At 44.6% G+C, this 16999-nt stretch carries 15 protein-coding genes; 3 read left to right on the forward strand and 12 right to left on the reverse strand.

Going from position 1 to position 16999, the window contains the following annotated elements; all coding sequences use genetic code 11:
- Positions 1-35: 35 nt before the first annotated feature.
- The 5 genes from AC58UX_RS15545 to AC58UX_RS15565 all read right to left on the reverse strand — a co-directional run bounded on the left by AC58UX_RS15545 (position 36) and on the right by AC58UX_RS15565 (position 6574).
- Complete coding sequence (locus AC58UX_RS15545) at positions 36-1688, reverse strand: extracellular solute-binding protein (protein ID WP_497254189.1); 1653 nt, start codon at positions 1686-1688, stop codon at positions 36-38.
- Positions 1689-1721: 33 nt separating this feature from the next.
- A complete protein-coding gene (locus AC58UX_RS15550; protein WP_497254191.1) occupies positions 1722-2615 on the reverse strand; it encodes a carbohydrate ABC transporter permease in 894 nt (297 codons plus the stop codon).
- Positions 2616-2651: 36 nt separating this feature from the next.
- Positions 2652-3605: an ABC transporter permease gene (locus AC58UX_RS15555; protein WP_497254193.1), complete on the reverse strand. Its 954-nt coding sequence runs from the start codon at positions 3603-3605 to the stop codon at positions 2652-2654.
- 231 nt (positions 3606-3836) lie between these two features.
- Positions 3837-4160, reverse strand: coding sequence for a hypothetical protein (locus tag AC58UX_RS15560; RefSeq protein ID WP_497254195.1), 324 nt, complete (start codon positions 4158-4160; stop codon positions 3837-3839).
- A 125-nt stretch (positions 4161-4285) separates the two neighbouring features.
- The gene (locus AC58UX_RS15565; RefSeq protein ID WP_497254197.1) at positions 4286-6574 is read right to left on the reverse strand and encodes a chondroitinase-B domain-containing protein; all 2289 of its coding nucleotides are present in this window, start codon (positions 6572-6574) and stop codon (positions 4286-4288) included.
- 236 nt (positions 6575-6810) lie between these two features.
- Between AC58UX_RS15565 and AC58UX_RS15570 the strand changes: the two genes are divergently transcribed.
- Together AC58UX_RS15570 and AC58UX_RS15575 are read left to right on the forward strand one after the other, a co-directional pair.
- On the forward strand, positions 6811-7242 hold the full coding sequence (locus tag AC58UX_RS15570; protein ID WP_497254199.1) for a DUF1641 domain-containing protein: 432 nt from the start codon (positions 6811-6813) through the stop codon (positions 7240-7242).
- Positions 7243-7263: 21 nt separating this feature from the next.
- Positions 7264-8445: an NAD(P)/FAD-dependent oxidoreductase gene (locus AC58UX_RS15575; RefSeq protein ID WP_497254201.1), complete on the forward strand. Its 1182-nt coding sequence runs from the start codon at positions 7264-7266 to the stop codon at positions 8443-8445.
- Positions 8446-8491: 46 nt separating this feature from the next.
- Here the strand turns inward: AC58UX_RS15575 and AC58UX_RS15580 are convergent, their stop codons facing one another.
- Entirely contained in the window at positions 8492-8830 is a 339-nt protein-coding gene (locus AC58UX_RS15580; RefSeq protein ID WP_497254203.1) for a L,D-transpeptidase, read from the reverse strand.
- Positions 8831-8881: 51 nt separating this feature from the next.
- A complete protein-coding gene (locus AC58UX_RS15585) occupies positions 8882-9856 on the reverse strand; it encodes a glycoside hydrolase family 43 protein (RefSeq protein WP_497254874.1) in 975 nt (324 codons plus the stop codon).
- A gap of 177 nt (positions 9857-10033) precedes the next feature.
- Here AC58UX_RS15585 and AC58UX_RS15590 point away from each other — a divergent pair, with 177 nt between their 5' ends.
- Positions 10034-10879, forward strand: coding sequence for a helix-turn-helix domain-containing protein (locus tag AC58UX_RS15590; RefSeq protein ID WP_497254205.1), 846 nt, complete (start codon positions 10034-10036; stop codon positions 10877-10879).
- A gap of 63 nt (positions 10880-10942) precedes the next feature.
- Here the strand turns inward: AC58UX_RS15590 and AC58UX_RS15595 are convergent, their stop codons facing one another.
- The 5 genes from AC58UX_RS15595 to AC58UX_RS15615 form a co-directional block, all read right to left on the reverse strand.
- Positions 10943-12835 (reverse strand): rhamnogalacturonan lyase, encoded by a 1893-nt coding sequence (locus tag AC58UX_RS15595; protein WP_497254207.1) that lies wholly within the window; start codon positions 12833-12835, stop codon positions 10943-10945.
- Between the two features lie 255 nt (positions 12836-13090).
- Positions 13091-14389, reverse strand: coding sequence for an NCS2 family permease (locus AC58UX_RS15600; RefSeq protein WP_497254209.1), 1299 nt, complete (start codon positions 14387-14389; stop codon positions 13091-13093).
- A 28-nt stretch (positions 14390-14417) separates the two neighbouring features.
- On the reverse strand, positions 14418-15542 hold the full coding sequence (locus tag AC58UX_RS15605; RefSeq protein WP_497254211.1) for a GerAB/ArcD/ProY family transporter: 1125 nt from the start codon (positions 15540-15542) through the stop codon (positions 14418-14420).
- Between the two features lie 31 nt (positions 15543-15573).
- Entirely contained in the window at positions 15574-15783 is a 210-nt protein-coding gene (locus AC58UX_RS15610) for a hypothetical protein (RefSeq protein WP_497254213.1), read from the reverse strand.
- Between the two features lie 26 nt (positions 15784-15809).
- The gene (locus AC58UX_RS15615) at positions 15810-16994 is read right to left on the reverse strand and encodes a Ger(x)C family spore germination protein (RefSeq protein ID WP_497254215.1); all 1185 of its coding nucleotides are present in this window, start codon (positions 16992-16994) and stop codon (positions 15810-15812) included.
- Between the last annotated feature and the right edge of the window lie 5 nt (positions 16995-16999).

Here is a 16999-nt window from a genome sequence, read left to right on the forward strand (position 1 = left end):
GCTTTCGTGCCCCGTTTTTGAAGATGATCTGTTTCTTACTTTTTGTATTGTTTGTCGTACGCTTTCTGTGTCAGGTCAACGTATTTTTTCAATCCGATTTTATCGAGTTCTTTAAGGTACGTATCCCAATCTTTGTCCGCGTCCAAATCACCAACCACGAATCTAGCCGTCGACTCTTTCACATATTCCATAATGGAGAAATCAATGCCATTGTATTCTTCGGCTACTTTTTCTTCTAGGAAAAACGGTGGCAGCACTTCTTTCGGTTTATTGGGCTCATATTTCTTCTTCGTTTCTTGGTATAAAATCGTTTCCTGATCGGTTGGTTCCGCGATATTGGCACTCCGGAAAGCTTGCGGGTAATAGGCTGGTGCATTCTTGTTCCAGTGGACATTCTGCGTGTTGCCGAATTTCAGAATTCGGAAGAACGAACCGGGATTCCCATCAATTCCTTTCTCTCCGTCTTTCCCGAATCTCCATTCAATATCCTGTCTACCAGCGTTAGATCTCAGTGTCCCATCAATGCTGTAGAACCAGTCGATCCAGCGAATCGCGGCTTCTGGATTTTTACTTGCGCTTGAGATTGCGAACTTACCGGAGTCCACTTGGAATGGATAGTAGCCTGTTGTCTGTACGCCTTTCGGTCCTTTCAACGGTGGAACAGACGTGTAGCTTTTCATCCGCTCGGTACCTGCAGCCATGAATCCGGTCATCGCACCTGCGGTAACAGCACCGATCAGCACATCATTTTTATTGTTGCCCAATTGCTTTAACTGCGCATTATCCTGCGTAATCGCTCCTTTATCTAATAAGCCTTCTTTAAAAAGCTTATTAAGGAATTTCAAGCCTTCCTTCCACTCGGCCTTATCAAAGGAAGTCGATACTTTCCCATTTTCCAAAATAAACGGTCTTTCATCAAAGCCTCTATCATACACAAAAGCTGATAAAATATAGTGATAGACGTTCGTGTTATAACCATTGATGCTTCCTGTTAACGGGATTTCATCTGCTTTGCCATTGCCATTTGGATCTTTTTCTTTAAAAGCTTTGAGAACCGTGTAGAGTTCATCCGTCGTTTCCGGCATTTTGAGGCCAAGCTTCGTCAGCCAATCCTGGTTGATCCAGAGCTTTTGCCCTAATGTCGTATGGTATGTCTCTTCCACGGAAGGGAGGGCATAGATTTTCCCATTTGGCGTTGTGATCATTTGCTTAATCAACGGATTAGCATCCAGGAGTTTTTTAATATGAAAGCCATATTTATCAATTAATCCATTCAACTCCAGCAGCACACCTTGGTTACCATACTGAACTTGTTGGACATTACTGATCTTCGTGTTCATAAAGACATCTGGCAAATCCGAGTTTGCTGCGAGTAATAGATTCCTTTTCTGCTCCATATCCTTGCTGCTGACCAGTGACCAATCAATATGGATATTCGTTTTTTGCTCATACTCTTTGGTCAGTTCATTCGTTTCGATATTCTCAATGACCGGATCATTAAGTGTAAACACTTTGAGTGTCGTTTTCTCTTTCGTTATAGGGAAAGTGCCTGCTGCCGTCACCTTTTCTTCTTTCACTGGTGTTTGGGTCGGCTGTTCGACAGCTGCCTTCTCTGTGCAACCCGCTATCACTAAAGTTGTTGATAGGGTCAAACCTAGTATGGACGTCAATTTCTTTGTCTTGTTCATTGTTTTTTCCTCCTGAGCGAATAGTTAATCATGTTAACCTTTAATCGAACCGATCATGACACCCTTAACAAAGTATTTCTGAACAAATGGATACATCAGCAAAACGGGAATGCTTGACACGATAATGACGGAATACTTGAGTAGTTCTCTCACTCCTTCCCTGGCGCTCATTTCATCTAAATCCACGCCAATCATCGATGTATCGACGGAATTGAGGATCAGAATATCGCGTAAAAACATCTGCAAGGGGAACTTATCCTTGTCTCGCAAATAGATCAGCGCATCGAAAAATGAGTTCCAATGATCCTCAGCGTAAAATAAGGAAATCACAGCAATGATGGCTTTAGACAATGGCAGAACAACATACCCGAGAAATTGAAAATCGCTACAGCCATCCATCTGAGCAGCTTCTAGCACCTCATCAGAAATCGTGCTTTGGAAATAAGTTCGAGCTAAGACGACGTTCAGTACGGTGATCGCACTCGGGATAATTAAAGCCCACATCGTATTAACTAGCCCCAATCCGTTCACGACTAGATAGGTTGGAATCAGACCACCGCTAAAAATCATCGTAAACGCCATGAACAACATGATGCCCCCGCGCCCATAGCAGTCTTTACGAGAGAGCGGATACGCCGCTAAAATCGTTAAGACAACATTGATGAAAGTCCCTACGACTGTATAGAGGATGGAATTCGTGTAGCCTCGCCAGATTGGTTTATATTCAAATAGCGCTTTGTAGCCTGCAATACTAGGCTCAACTGGCCATAGTCGTACTCTGCCTGTGAGTACAGCTTCCGGAGAACTGAAAGATGAACTTACGACATACAGTATCGGATACAAAACAGCTAAGAAAAACAAAGTAATGCATAGGTAATTAATAATATTAAATATTTGATCTTTTCTACTTTCTTGAAAAGCGTACATGATCCCGCACATCTCCTTCCCTCATGGGATTGTCGATTACCATAGACTGACTTGGCCTGCTTTTTTGGCGATTTGATTCACCGTAATGATAAAAATAAAATTGACCACTCCGGTAAACAGTCCAATGGCTGTTGCAAACGAATAATCCGTCATCGCAGACGCTAATCCCACTTTATACACGTAAGTTTGCAGGACCTCGGCTGTGCGTAAATTTAGTGGATTTTGCAGCAGCAGCACTCTTTCAAAGCCAACCTGCATGATATGCCCTGTCTGCAGAATGAGTAGTATAACCGCAGTTGGCATAATCGCAGGGATATCGATATAGATCAATCTTTGGAATTTTGTCGCGCCATCCATGAGTGCTGCTTCATATCTTTCTGGATGAACGCCAGCGAGAACGGCTAAGTAGATGATGGTTCCCCATCCAGCGTTTTGCCAAATCTCGGTCCCTACATAGATCGATTTGAAGTAGGCAGCTTCTCCCAGAAAGTCAACCTGCGGCCCCCCGAAGAAAGCGATGATTTGATTGATAATCCCTAGTCTCAAGCTCAGAAACTGGAGAGCAATTCCTACAATGACTACCGTAGAAATAAAATGCGGCGCATACGTCGTCATTTGCACGATTTTCTTATATGTCTTGTTATTCGTGCTATGAATACCCAGTGCCAGAAGGATTGGGAATGGGAATGCAACAATAAGCTGATAGAAGCTAAGACCGATCGTATTCAAGACAATGCGTTTAAATTGATACGAATCGAACAGTTTCTCAAAGTTTCTGAAGCCCACCCATGGACTATCCCAGATCCCTTTTACCGCCATAAATTTCTTGAAGGCAATTTGGATCCCAAACATCGGAATATACTTGAAAATAATAAAATAGATGATCGGAAGCAGCAGCATCAGATAGAGCTGTTTGCTTCTGCTCAATTTGTACGCGATTTTCTTAATTTTACCATTTTCGTTAATTCCCATTGGTATACTCGGTTTCATGAGGTGATCATTCCTTCTTTCCATTTGACTGGTAACTTTAGCCTACTTAATCTCCTGTGACAAAAAAACCATCACTTCACATAAACATGGATTTTATTAGGAAAAGGCAGATTGATTATCTTTAGAAAGATGGAAAATCTTATGAGCAACATCACATGGAAAGCTTGATGGGACGCGAAAAAAGGCTCCACGATCCGATAGGATGTGGAGCCTTTGGTGGTGACCTATTCTCTAACTACTACTACTTGTTCCGCTATCACTGCCACTGCCACTGCCGCCACTATCAAATCCACCGCTGCTGCTACTATCCGAACTCCAGCTGCTTCCACTGTCCGTATTCCCGCTATTACTATTGTCGCCGCTATTATCACTTACGTAGTCTGATGATGTGCCATTCGAATTATGATGATCCATCGGTACATGAGTGAAGTTATGCGTGTTGTGGTTGAAATTCGAATCCGAGCCGCTCTGCCCACCACGGGATCCTCCACCTGTAGCGAGTGATACAATTACGCCAACTACGGCCAATACAAAAAACATCACAAAAAATATCATTTTATCCATCCTCATTACACGTATTGTTTTACAAATATTGTATTCGCTGTAAGTTAGTTAAGTCCTTTACCACAAAAAAAGAGACACCCTACGCTCATCACGTATTGTGTCCCCTAATTTTTTACTTATGGCGCAAGCGGTCCAACATTGGCAGTTATCAGCGGTACATTGACGACAGAGCTTGTTGCATATTCATCTGCGCCAACATCGTTCGTTCCTGAGCGGCTTTGGCCGTCCATGTCCGTTGTTACAAACGTAAAGGAACCTGTCGAAGCGTTAATTGCTGGACTTGAACTAGACAGCTTTTGTAATCCGCCTGATGTCGTTAACAGTGGATCCACATTATTGATTTCAGCCGTTGTTCGAGCTACATTGCTTAACGTTGACCCATAGCCTATGTTTCCTTGGAACGAGGTATTACTTGTTTTTACCTGATTATAAAGGGTGCCAGCCGTATTTTTCACGATATTGTTAGCAATGGTGCTGTCCACTGGAGCTTGCGTGTAGTTGCCGCCAATGACGATACCTGTTGTACTATTTACGATCGTGTTATTCACAATTTGGGCACGATACACTCTCCAGTGTTTGCTTAAATCTGAGCTCGTGTAGGTAGTTCCGTTCGTGCCACCATCGAAATCCCCGCCATCCACGTTAATCGCATCCGAATAACCACTGCCGGTCAAGTTTTCAAAATAATTATTAATTACTTTATGATCATTAGCATATAACCGGATGCCACCGATGCCCGATTTCACGCCATCCCCTAGGAAGAAGTTCCCGTAGAAGCTCTGCGCATGCCCGTGTCGAGATGAAAGCACACCTTGCGAATTGCGGAACGTATTGTAGCGAACGGTGTTATTACCGCTTTTTACAGAAATATATTCAGGATCGCCATCACAGTTTTCAAAAAGGTTGTACTGAATCGTCGCATACGCATTGGACATGGATAATGTGCTTACACCTAATCGAATCGCTTCCATCTCATTCGTTGCACGAGGACCGATATCGTGGAAGTAGTTGTACTCGATGGTATCATATTGCGATATTTGAGTCGAAGAACCATCAACGGTAATAAAGTTACCTAAATCATGCTTAGGACCAAATTCATTATGATCGATGCGATTGTGATGACTATTCGCTCCGCCGATGTACACCCACTTGAGGGAATTCCCATTTTCCGTTAGTGCAAACGTATTTCGAGTTACACGGACGTTATTGCTTTGATCTAATTTTACTGCCGTATTGCCTGTGTTCGTAAATTTCAAGCCTTCAATCGTGACATACGAGGAGCTTGTGACGACAAAATAAGCCCCACCCGAAATAATCGCTTGTCCCGTATTCGCAGCTTTAATCGTAATCGGATTTGAGGCCGTTCCATTTTTCCCGTTGATGCTAAAATTCCCGCCATTCGTATACGTACCGTTAGCAAGAACAATGGTCGTACCTGCAGTCGCGCTGCTAATAGCCGATGTCAACTGGGCTGATGTAGAGACATTCACCACAGTTCCGCCTCCGCTAGCTTGCGTTGTTGCAGAAGCTGAACTGCTGGCTGCAGAAGTATTCCCAGCTGCGTCCTTCGCTATAATCGTATACGAATATGCGGTTGATGCACTTAAACCTGAATCACTGTAAGAAGTCGTAGCGGATGATCCTACAAGTGAACCGGCGCGATAAATATCGTAGCCTGTCACACCTACGTTATCCGTAGAGGCTGTCCAACTTAAGTTAATTTGGGAGCTGGACGCTGCCGTTGCAGATAGACCCGTTGGCACAGTTGGAGCTTGCGTATCACTTACCGCACTGTCCGTTACCGACACGTCGTCATACTCTGCAATCCCATTCGCATAAAACCCAGGTACACCATTCGTTAGAGAGCTATCTGTTCCTTGTACCAATAATACGCCGTTCACATAGCCCTTAACCGACGTCCCATTCACATCCAGCTGCAAATTATAAAAAGTCGAAGTATTCACCGTGAAAGGAACTTGCTGTATCGTCGACGTGGAACCGCTTACTTTTTTGTTCAAAAGTAAATTTCCATTATATAAAATTAGGGAATAATAGTTATTACCATTTGTATAGCGGGCTACAATCCCATTTCGCACACTTGTAGAACCCACTTTTACTTTTGCAGAATACGTATAATTCGTCCAAGATGACGTCCCATTGGTCATAATATACGTATTTGATGTTGATGAAGTCTGGGTCGCAACCTTACTTCCATCCGATGCAATACTCCAAGATCCGTTCCCCGAAGCATTCGTCCATCCCCCTGATGGGAAACTGCTGTACGATTCAAAATTATCACTTAACAATGTCGCTGCAAACGCTGGTGTCGCAAGTGGAAGCAACGAAAATGAAAGCATACAACTTAATGCAAATGGAATCATTTTTTTCGACTTTACGATTATCATGTTTGGTTGCTCCCTTAAGTTTAATGTGAATCAACTTCATCCAACAATTACCATTGCAGTTAACAATTTAATTATAAAATCATTCCAAGCTTGTTAGACAGGGATTATTCTAGGTCTTGTTGTGTTTTATTCAGAAGATGTTCATGAATTTGAAATATTTACAATTAAAAAAGTATTCCTAAAAGGTGTAGAATAAGGAAACACGTATTTTTTTATGCATAAGGAGGATTTGTCAAATGTCACAGTCAACAATCGTTCAAGAAGTACCAGCTACACTTGCTGCTGAACCCAAATCATTAGACGTACTTGACCAATTACTGAAGCCTGAGGTGCAACAATCGCTGACGCTTCTGGTAGATAATCTCCCGAAATTAGCTGAGATGGTTACTATGCTAACCAAAGCTTACGATTTCGCTCAAAATGTAGCGACTGACAAAGTGCTTATCAACGATTTTGCTCAAGGTATTGGCGAGTTCGTTAAACCGGTTCAAGAGAAAGCTAAAAACATCGCATCAGCGGCTATTGAAGCTGGCGAACGTTCACAAGCTGACGTTAATACGACGATTGGACTTTTTGGTATGCTGAAAATGTTAAAAGACCCTGAAGTGCAAAAAACGCTTCGTTTTGCTCAAGCATTCTTAAACGTACTTGCTGAAAGAAAAAATTAATCCGGACAAGGGATGATAACGATGGCTAAACAAATACTTATTCTTGGCGGAGGTTATGGCGGTCTCTTGACTGCACTAACAGCCCGTAAACATTTGACATCTGCAGAAGCTAAAATTACGATCATCAACAAATTTTCCACGCACCAAATTATTACGGAATTGCACCGACTAGCTGGCGGCACGATTAAAGAGCAAGCTGTCGCACTTCCACTTCAAAAACTACTAGGCGACAAAGATGTTAATGTGATTGTCGACACCATTAAAGAAATTAAGCCGAATGAGAAACAAGTTCTTACTAGCAGCGGTGCTGTACATACATATGATGCACTTGTTGTTGCGATGGGTAGCGAAACAAACTACTTTGGTATTCCAGGTTTGGAAGCGAACAGCATGATTCTGAAATCAGCTGAGGATGCTAACCGCATTCGTGCGCAAGTTGAAGCTCGTTTGGATGCTTATAAAGCATTTGGCAATAAAGCTGATGCAACGATTGTTGTTGGCGGCGGCGGCCTAACAGGCGTTGAGCTTGTAGGTGAATTTGCTGACAAACTTCCAGAAGTTTGCCGCAGCAAAGGCATCGATTTCAACGATGTTTCGATCTACTGTGTTGAAGCTGGACCTGCTATTCTGCCAGTATTCCCACCCGTACTGATTGAGCGTGCAGTAACAAGCCTTGAGAAACGTGGCGTTACTTTCTTAACTGGTGTTGCGATTACAGAAGCTACGAAAAACACCGTGTCGCTGAAAAGTGGACAAACGATTGAAGCGAGCACGATTATCTGGACAGGCGGCGTTAAAGGCAACCAGGTTGTTGGCAGCTGTGGCATTGCAGAAGATCGCGGTCGTGCAACGGTAACATCCACTTTGCAATCCACCTCGCATGACGATATCTTCCTTGCAGGCGATTGCGCTGTTGTCTTCCCAGAAGGCAGCGAACGTCCTTACCCTCCTACAGCTCAGCTTGCTTGGCAAATGGGTGAAACGGTTGGGTACAACTTGTCTGTACAATTAAAAGGCGGCGTCATGGACAAATTCATCCCTGTATTCTCCGGAACACTTGGCAGTCTTGGTCGTAAAGACGGCATCGGTACGATCGGTGGAAAAAATACGCAGCTTAAAGGATTACCAGCGACACTAATGAAAGAAGCGAGTAACGTTCGCTACTTATCACATATTCATGGCCTTTTTGCATTAGCTTATTAATATTAAAATGTCCCATAGCCAGTAGGCTATGGGACATTTTTTGTTGTTACGGCCGAATCGTAACCCGTGTACCAATGGGAACTAGATCCGCCAGCCGCAGGACATCTTCATTGTACATGCGTATACACCCATGACTGATTTCTCTTCCGATCGTAGAAGGATCGTTCGTTCCGTGAATGCCATAGTGGGGTTTGGATAAGCCCATCCAGAAAGCTCCATACGGACCCCCAGGGTTGGCTTGTTTATTAATAATCGTAAATTCGCCTTTTGGCGTCTTCGTTATCATCTTGCCTATGCCTACAGGAAAACCTCTGACAACGATATCCCCGTCGAGCAAATACAGATCCCGGTCAGACAAATCGACGATAATCCGATATTTTGGCATTCATATCGCCTCCTACAACCCATGCTATGCATGGGTTGTTTCGGAAGTGATTTAGAGCTGCTCCCCCACAACCTCAAAGCTCTCGCCCGTATCCTCCATCGCGTACAGCTTGCAGCGCGAATCCGGCATCTTGAAAGGTTGATGAAGAATCAACATCCATGACCCTGCTAACGTTTGGAACAGCATACCATGGCCGCTATCCCCTTTCACCAAAGGAGGCAGCTGCTCCCAAGGGCCTTCCAGATTATCAGTGTGAGATCGCGCCATGGTCTGCACATAGCTGCCCGACTCATAGCTTGACCACAGCATGATCAATCGTCCGTTCTTCGTTCGGTACAATTGACATCCATCCGAGACAAAGACGCGTTTGTTCCCCTCCGGCAGTTCCTCCTCGTTATGCCAAGGCGCTTCGGAGGCGCTGAACAGATGAATGGGCTCTCCAACTGCACCGGATAAGTCATCCTTTAAGCGAACGGCTTCTATTGTACCGTCAATGGTCTGAATCCATTCATGACAATAAACCATCCAAGGAACGCCGTCTTCTACATATAGTGTTCCGTCCAAAGTCATCATCTTTTCCGGTAACACGTGTGAATCATTGTTCAACAACGTGAACGGTCCTTCCGGCGAGTCGCTGACAGCGATGACGGTCCCTCTCCAATGCTTGGCGTACCCATTCACAGGATCGCCTTCCAGTCGTCTTTCATTGTTATGTAACGTGACAAAAAGATAAAAACGTCCCTGATACGCATGAACTTCAGGTGCCCAAGCGCCATGCTGCGGATGGGCCCAGGCACCTTCGGGTACCGTAAAGACGATATAGGGTCCTTCCCACTCGGACAAATTCGTGCTTTTGTAGGTGATGACCCCATAGCCTTCCATCCCATGCAGCCGTGGTGAGCCTCCCGTATATAAGTAATAAACGCCGGTACGGCTATCAGCTAAAACGAACGGATCGTGCGCAGGAATATCGGCTAGTCGGTGACCCTTTTGAGGATTTTGTACATCGCAAGCAGCATTATACACTGGCAACAGAAATCAACTCCTTGATTTGGTTGGGTTTCATCCTTATTGTATTCGATAACCCTTTACGCCTTCCTTTATATGTAAATCGAAGTTGACCTAATCAATAAAATTTATCATTCATTTTGGCATAAAATCCTATATACTTGTGATTATCTGGTAATTGGAGGCGACGTAATCATGAGTGATTTCATGTCCTTTTCTGCTAATGAGAATTTGATTACTATCCCCGGAAAGCTCATCTCCGGACATTATCGGCAGTCATTTGGTTACCAGGTCAAGCGCTCCAACGGCACAAAAGATTATTATCTAACATTGACGTTAAAAGGCAGAGGTTTATTTAACAACGGGAAGGAAACCTGCGAAAGCAAGCAAGGTGAGATCACGTTAATCACACCAGGCACTCCCCATTTTTACGGCACGCCAGAGCATACCTTATGGGAGTTTTATTGGTGCCATTTTGTTCCCAAGGAAGAATGGCTGCAGCTGATTCAATGGCCAGAAGCGATAAGAGGAATACGATTTGCCCGCTTAGAAGCCGAGAAAGAATTCGTTCATTTATCGGGTGCTTTTCACAATTTGATCCAATATAACGAAGAAACAGATCACTTTTCAGAAAAATTGACTATCAACGCATTAGAAGAAATTCTCCTTCTCATTTCCAAAAGTGTCTTTCAGACTCAATATCATCTTGATCCGCGTGTAGATTGTACAATACAGCTCATTTCACAGCACTATAATCGACCCTATTCGGTTGCTGAATTAGCTGCTTTGGTCAACCTTTCCCCTTCCAGGTTCGCTCATCTATTTAAAACGCAGACAGGTGAATCCGTCATGGACATGTTAAATAAAATAAGGCTTCGACAAGCAAGAAAGCTCATCGAGACGACCTCATTCACCATTGCCGAAATCGCTGAGGAAGTCGGTTATAACCATCCGTTTTATTTTTCGCGTCAGTTTGCTGCCTTTTATGGGACATCCCCTGCGGCATGTAGAAAGCGCATTCAACAGATGCGAATGGAGTAATCCTATAAAGTAGAAAAGAAACGCCGGTTCAACCGAACGTTTCTCTGTCCCTATTCCCCGCTGTTACGGCGTGGTATAAATATTCGGCTGTGTTGGCGTTGCCATGCCTGTTCCTAGGAAGAAGCTAGTGTGAGGTGGTTGATTGTACGCTACGTTTTGCCATGCAATGTCTAGACGGTAAAGCGGATCATGCATGAGCGTCCAGAGTCGCGTCGATGTTACATAAGGTGTTGCGTAAATACGCAGCGCCGTACTGTCCGACTTCCGCCAAATGACTTCTTCACGCCAGTCGCCAAGGATATCGGCTTGCAAGCTCGGATTTCCTTTGGTGCCGTTAACAGAATTGGTGCCTGTTGCCGTCAATAAGGTCGTTGTATTGAGCGAAGTATAGTTCCATTTATCAATTCGGCCGACACCGTTGGTGCCATCCCAGTTGTGATCAAGGAGCTCACGGGAGACATCGCCATCCCACCAGATGCCGAAGTTGATGGAGGATGGCACGGTGGAGCTGATTTTAGTCCCATTGATTTGATAGAGTCCTACTCCGTTGCTTGCCCATACTTCCTCTCCTGCATAACGCGGGTCAATATCGGCTGCCATACCTCTTCCCGTATCAGCGCCGGTATTGACGCCCCACTTAATGGCACCGGTACCCGCATTCCATACGGCTGCGCCATAAGTAGCGCTTGTGCTCTCCATAACTTTGAACACTTCGAGTCCAGCCGTGTTCGGATCCAAATCGCCGACATGAAGCGCATCGCCATGGCCTAGTGCTGTGTTGTATTTCTTAGCACCGTTATCATCAATCGTCATCGCTCCATATACGATTTCATCCTTGCCATCATTGTCGACATCGGCGGCTGTTAAGTTATGGTTCCCTTGACCTGCATAAGCGGAGTTGCCTGAGCCGTTACTGTCAAAGGTCCATAACTTGGATAAAGTACCGCCCCGCCAATTATAGGCTACAAGTACAGTTCGCGTGTAATATCCGCGCGCCATCACGATGCTTGGCTTTTGCCCGTCAAGATAAGCAACTGTCGCTAAGAATCGATCTACCCGATTGCCATACGTATCGCCCCAATCTCCCACTGTGCCACGCGGAGGATCGTAACTTGTCGAGGTTAAAGCTTTGCCAGTCGCCCCTTCGAATATCGTTAGAAACTCAGGTCCAGTAAGTACCCTGCCGACGCTGTTACGATAATCCACCGTTGAACTTCCAATGACAACACCAGTGCCGTCCTTAGTTCCATCGGCAGTTTTCATCGCGATTTCGGATTTGCCATCCCCATCTAAATCATAAACCATGAATTGCGTGTAGTGAGCGCCGGCACGAATGTTTTTACCCATGCTGATCCGCCACAGCCGTGTCCCATTGAGTTTATAAGCATCGATAAACACTTCACCTGTATAGCCATCCTGTGAATTGTCTTTGGCATTCGTAGGATCCCATTTCAAAATAATTTCATATTGGCCATCGCCATCCACATCCCCAACACTAGCGTCATTGGCGTTGTAGGTATAGCTTACACCGTCCGGTGTCGTACCGCCTGCTGGCTTCTGCAAAGGCACATCCAAATAGCCATTCGCCCATGGTGTAGCTGCAGCGGAAGCTGCCTGCTCAACTCCACCTACGACAGCTTTGACGGTATAACTGGAGCTTGTTGTTCCAGCATTGTCTTGATAGTTCGTGCTCGTTGTAATTGGCGAAGCATTGAGTTTAACACCGTCACGATACACGTTAAAAGAAGTACTTGCTGATTCTGTACCCAGCAGTCTCCAGCTGACGAGAACACCAGTACTTACTTTGACGGCGACGATCCCGCGGTCTAATTTCTCCATCTGCCTAGCTACGGCTGCGTGAGCGGAAGGTGCTTGAAACCCGAATGAACTAATGAGCAATGAGCCTAATGTAAGGAAGCAAGCTGTTTTTATGAGATGCTTAGCGTTTTTTAACATTTCTACAACCTCCTGGAAGTGAATGGTAATTGAATATGACTCAGCCTCATTACATAATTGACCCTCCCGCTCCACCTCCCTGCAGTATGATTACCACTGATATGATTGCGCTTACATTTCGTTTCGTTCCTCATTATATCGTGAAAAATTGTAAGAATTAATGCAGACAATGGCTAACTTCCTACACAATTCTGCTATTTTTGAAAAGAAAAAGCAGGTCGCCGCGGCGCCTGCTCTACCACTTCCTCTTCATGCCTAATGGGTGAAGAAGACAATTTGGATAAAAAACAACACAGCAAACAGATAGAAAATAGGATGAACATCCTTCCTTTTTCCTCGCACAAATTTCAGAATCGGATACACAATAAAACCAATTCCAATACCTGTCGCAATACTATAGGTTAGCGGCATCAGGACAACAATCAGGAAAGCCGGGAACGCTTCCTCCAGGTCGTGCCATTCGATTTTACGCAGCACATTCATCATCAGAAAGCCCACAATAATTAAGGTTGGAGCCGTAATCGCTGGGATACTCGCTAGAACAGCTATGATAGGCGAAAACAATAATGTTAGCGCTAGAAGCAGACATACCGTGATAGCCGTAAGCCCCGTTCTTCCGCCGACTGCGACGCCAGAACTGGATTCAATATACGCAGAGGTCGGACTCGTACCAAGCAATGCGCCAGTCGTTGTACCAACCGCATCTGCTAGTAAAGCCCCTCGTGAGCGCGGGAATTTATTGTCCTTGAGAAGTCCCGCTTGCTCAGCTACACCGAGCATGGTTCCTGTTGTATCAAATAAGGTGATTAGAAGGAAGGTGAAAATAACGGCATATAATCCTCCCGAAAATACACCTTGGATGTCTAGCTGAAAAGCAGTTGCTGTTAGTCCACTTGGGGCTGCTACGAACGTATCTGGTAGTGCTAATAGACCAAACATCCACGCCAGTACGGCTGTTATCAGCATTCCGAAAAACAAATACCCGCGTACATTATACGCCAGTAAGATCAGTGAGATGATAAGCCCAATCAATGTAAGTGCCGTCATAGGCTCTCTTAAATTGCCTAATGTGAGTAAGGTTGACGGTGAACCGACGATGATTTTCGCATTTTGCAGACCAATGAATGTGATAAAAAGACCGATACCGGCGGTGATCGCATGTTTGAGGCTAGTGGGAATCGCATCCAACAAGACGTAACGGAATGAGGTCAGCGACAGGATGACGAATAAAATACCTGCGATAAACACAGCGCCTAGCGCAACCTGCCAAGCAACACCACTCCCTCCTACCACTGTAAATGCAAAATAGGCATTCAATCCCATGCCAGGTGCAATCACAATTGGATAATTCGCAAACAGTCCCATGATGAGCGTCGCAACAATACTGGCAAGTACAGTCGCCATGAATACACCGTGAAAATCCATACCCGTCGTGCTCAGAATCCCTGGATTGACAATCACGATATACACCATCGTTAGAAATGTTGTCACACCCGCCATTAGTTCCGTGGATAGGGATGTGCCTCGCTCTTTCATTTTAAACAGCTGCTCCATGGAAATCCTCCTGTTAATTCATTGTAGTCTAGCTATCGGTATCAATGGTTTTACCTTTATTGGGTTTATCTCGGATATACTGCCAAACCAGCAATAACATGGGGAAAAATACACAAGCTACGATATCGAACCTAACGAAGTACTTCGTGAGAATGTCATTATAAACGACAATATTCGGCATTCCTGCAATCGTACCTACCAAAAGGAACATGCCAATCGGAATGGTCAGCATATGACTTTCTTTAAACCGGAACAATTCCGCAATGCCTGAAGTGAGTGAGAAGTACAGGAGCAATGTTTTATAGAACACGGAGATAAACCAAAGGAAAGCCATAACAGCCTCTACCCGTTCCAAAAAGTGACCAATCGTTATTTTCTGCGCTAGAACAAAGGTTGGATAATATTTCGTCTCCATTAAATTAGGGCCGAGTACAAGCACACAAAATAGCACAATAATGAACAGGATGACGCCTCCAATAGCAAACCCTGTGAGAATCGGCTTCGTTAGTGGCTTACTACCTGATACATGGGGAACGAGCATAAGCAGGAGAAGCATCTCCGCAAATCCAGAAGCAAAGGCTGGCAAAAAGCCATTATAGATCGGCGCTATCCCCTCAGCAGCAATCGGACGCAGGTTGGACATGTCCACTTGAGGCAGTAAGAAGATGATAAGGAAGAGGAATAATAGCATAAAGAGCGGAAATAGCAGCTCTCCCATACGTGCAAAGGCTTCAACTCCGTATCGGTAGGCAATGATGATAACCATCGTAAAAACCAAAATGATCGCATTCATCGGCGTTTCAGGCATCATTTGGGTCGTCATAAACTGACTCATTTCACTTAATAGCGTCAAACAGCACATGTAAAAATGGAGCAAAAAGACGGCACAAATAACTCCTCCTAGCCAAAATCCAAACTTCTGTCTCATGACTTCAAATAGGCTGCTTTTGCGAAGTTTTTTGGCTATGAGTGCTAGAATTCCTCCAAATGCTAAGCCTATGAGCATAGCCATAAGCATCGATAGCCAAGAATCCTGCCTCGCTGACGCTGAAATCATCGTTGGCAGAATGAGAATGGAATCTCCAATAACGCCAAGAATGATCAAGATCGTAAACTGACGTACAGATATCGTTCCATTATCAAATCTGTTCATGTCGATCCCCTTGCCTATCCCATTCGATTGTCTAATCCATCCACGCAAACATGAATTGTAAAAGCTTAAAAGGATTAGGAAGGACGATCTCCAGCATCAATACCCCGTAGAGTATACTTGCACTAACGAGGAGTATGAGAAAGAAGACCAACTCGCGATGTTGTTTTCTGCGAATGAGTCTAGGCGCTTCAAGCCAAAATGTCCCCACCGCAATCGCCATGACAGCAAGAAATGACGACATCCCCTGGCCACGTCCTCTCTACCTTCCTATTTCATCGTGGTATTGCCAATTGTGCCCGTTTTTCGAATAAATAAATGAATATCATAGTGAACATTCGTTTTGAGGAACATGTCGTCATTCCATGACTCTTTCACTTCGTTCCAATAGGCCGGATGTTCTTTCCCCAGTTGGCTTCCGAACCCGAGAATGTCGGATTTCATTTCTTTGGCTTCAGCTACAGCCGCAACAACGTTGGACTGAATGATTTTCCGGGTTTCATTTTCCAGCATTTTTATCGACGCGGGATCAGTCAGATCCACATCACGACAAGTACGATCGACAACATTCGCTTCCGTTCGAATCGACACGGTGACTTCGGGTATTCCCTCTTTCACTTTGGTCTTGATTTTGGCATCGGAGGAAGTGATTTCAACGCCCATAAATTTCTTTTGGTCGCAAGGAATTTCGACCGACGTGCTGTCCAGATGATCGGTAATGTCTGTATACCCTTTACTTTGTTGTTCATTCAGCCATCCGATCAACTTATCATCCTTAAATACGGCAATTCCCGTATATCGAAACCGAGTAGGCGGCTGAAATAATTCAACATTTTTCTTCGCTTCTCCAAAAGACTGATCTCCAATAATGGTAATCCCCGTCAGCGTTAACTCATGACCAGGACCAGAAAGCTTATTGAGGACTTCATCCATTTGAATGGCTGTAGTCGGCGCCCATGATTTCTGAGAAGTATGCAAGGATTGCTGCATACTGTAGCTAGGCAGCTTCTCCACGGGCGTATACAGCTTTAACACATTTTCCGCGTTAGTACCTCTAGCCACAATGATGTTATAATCCATGCGCAATTCATTATCTCGAAACGAATTATCAATAAAATCCTTGATGCCCTTTCTGGCTAAAGATTCACCAATCACATAAAGCTGAAGATGGCCCAAATACACTTTACGCGGTGCTTCCGCAGTGAGAGATCTTGCTGCCTCCATTAACGTTTTACCTCGCGCTTGATACACTGTGCTAGGCGGACGATCCCCACCTTTTTTTTGAGCGGAAACTTCACTGGGGTTAACGACTTGAAACGATACGAGATACTCGCCATCCTGCCAATCAAGACCAATGCCAAGTACAATGAGAAGCTCATTCAGTTCGCGTCTGCTCCAGCAGCCTGTTAGCAGAAGTAAGGTAAGCACAAGGATCATACATTTAGATCTCATCATGAAAT

Source organism: Paenibacillus sp. J22P90, from assembly GCF_059692195.1.

Coding starts and splice junctions, on each gene's coding strand:
- AC58UX_RS15610 (WP_497254213.1), bottom strand. CDS start 15,783: ATGTCGTCATTTCTTGCTGTCATGGCGATTGCGGTGGGGACATTTTGG.
- AC58UX_RS15605 (WP_497254211.1), bottom strand. CDS start 15,542: ATGAACAGATTTGATAATGGAACGATATCTGTACGTCAGTTTACGATC.
- AC58UX_RS15590 (WP_497254205.1), top strand. CDS start 10,034: ATGAGTGATTTCATGTCCTTTTCTGCTAATGAGAATTTGATTACTATC.
- AC58UX_RS15570 (WP_497254199.1), top strand. CDS start 6,811: ATGTCACAGTCAACAATCGTTCAAGAAGTACCAGCTACACTTGCTGCT.
- AC58UX_RS15615 (WP_497254215.1), bottom strand. CDS start 16,994: ATGATGAGATCTAAATGTATGATCCTTGTGCTTACCTTACTTCTGCTA.
- AC58UX_RS15600 (WP_497254209.1), bottom strand. CDS start 14,389: ATGGAGCAGCTGTTTAAAATGAAAGAGCGAGGCACATCCCTATCCACG.
- AC58UX_RS15595 (WP_497254207.1), bottom strand. CDS start 12,835: ATGTTAAAAAACGCTAAGCATCTCATAAAAACAGCTTGCTTCCTTACA.
- AC58UX_RS15560 (WP_497254195.1), bottom strand. CDS start 4,160: ATGATATTTTTTGTGATGTTTTTTGTATTGGCCGTAGTTGGCGTAATT.
- AC58UX_RS15545 (WP_497254189.1), bottom strand. CDS start 1,688: ATGAACAAGACAAAGAAATTGACGTCCATACTAGGTTTGACCCTATCA.
- AC58UX_RS15555 (WP_497254193.1), bottom strand. CDS start 3,605: ATGAAACCGAGTATACCAATGGGAATTAACGAAAATGGTAAAATTAAG.
- AC58UX_RS15550 (WP_497254191.1), bottom strand. CDS start 2,615: ATGTACGCTTTTCAAGAAAGTAGAAAAGATCAAATATTTAATATTATT.
- AC58UX_RS15575 (WP_497254201.1), top strand. CDS start 7,264: ATGGCTAAACAAATACTTATTCTTGGCGGAGGTTATGGCGGTCTCTTG.
- AC58UX_RS15580 (WP_497254203.1), bottom strand. CDS start 8,830: ATGCCAAAATATCGGATTATCGTCGATTTGTCTGACCGGGATCTGTAT.
- AC58UX_RS15565 (WP_497254197.1), bottom strand. CDS start 6,574: ATGATAATCGTAAAGTCGAAAAAAATGATTCCATTTGCATTAAGTTGT.